Here is a 1,224-nt window from a genome sequence, read left to right as displayed (position 1 = left end):
AACCTGGACAAGGTCGGCGCCGGCACCGTGCGGCTGCTGGGCAACAGCCTGATCGGAGGCGCCACGCAGGTCAGCGCCGGTACCCTGGACGTGATTGGCAGCCTGGGCACCAGCGCATTGAATGTCGCGCTGGGCGGCACCCTGACCGGTAGCGGCAGCAACGGCAGCATTGCCAGTGGGGTGACCATCGGCGACGGCGGGCGGCTGGCATTGACCAGCGGCTCCTCGCTCAGCGTCGGCGGGCTGACGCTGGCACCGGGTGCCTTGCTGGATGTCTCGCTTGCGGCGCCGAGCCCCACGCGTCTGCTCGCGGTCAACGGCAATCTCACCCTGGACGGCACGCTCAACATCACCGATATCGGCGGCTTCGGTTCCGGCGTCTATCGATTGATCGACTACACCGGCGCGTTGACCAATAACGGCGTGCTGTTCGGAACCATTCCGGGCAGTGTCGACATCAGTCAACTCGCACTGCAGACCGCCATCGGCCAACAGATCAACCTCGTGGTCACCGCGCCAGGCAGCATCGTGCAGTTCTGGGACGGCGTGCAGAGCGTGGCCAACGGCACGGTCGATGGCGGCGCGGGTATATGGGGTGCCGCCACCAACTGGACCGGCCAGGATGGCACGGCCAACAGCACCTGGCAGGGCGACTTTGCGGTGTTCTCCGGCACGGCCGGCACGGTAGGCGTGCAGGGCACGCAAGGCGTGGGTGGGCTGCAGTTCGTGACCGACGGTTACCGCCTGAGCGATGCTGGTGGCGGTGCGCTGGACCTGACCACGCCGCTCACCGCCATCCGTGTCGACCCCGGCGCCACGGCCACGATCGACGTCGCTGTCTCCGGCGTCGGTGGCATTGAAAAACTCGACACCGGCACCCTGGTCCTGGATGCAGCCAACAGCTACACCGGTGGCACCGCGCTGGGCAGCGGCACGCTGGTGCTGGGTGATGCGCAGGCACTGGGCACTGGTGCCTTGACGGCTGCAGCCGGCACCAACCTCGATAGCAACCAGGCATTGGCGGTGGGCAATGCAGTGGTGCTGGACGGGGCGGTCAATGTGCTCGGCAGTAACGACCTGACATTGTCCGGGTCGATCAGCGGCGCGGGCAGCCTGATCAAGAATGGCACCAGCACGCTCACGCTCGATGGCGCCAACAGCTACGCCGGTGGCACGGTGTTGAATGCCGGCACGCTGGCGGTTGGCAGCAACACGGCATTGGGC

1 protein-coding gene is annotated in these 1,224 nt (G+C 67.0%); it reads left to right on the top strand.

The genetic code is table 11. The features are described 5' to 3' along the window. Positions 1 to 1,224: autotransporter-associated beta strand repeat-containing protein (locus tag OZ10_RS20150; protein WP_039566889.1), on the top strand; the 1,224-nt coding region annotated here is incomplete at both ends.

This window comes from Xanthomonas cannabis pv. cannabis (assembly GCF_000802365.1).
GTDB lineage: Bacteria > Pseudomonadota > Gammaproteobacteria > Xanthomonadales > Xanthomonadaceae > Xanthomonas > Xanthomonas cannabis.
Note: the sequence above shows the minus strand (reverse complement) of the source record. Positions and strands in the feature narration are given on the sequence as shown.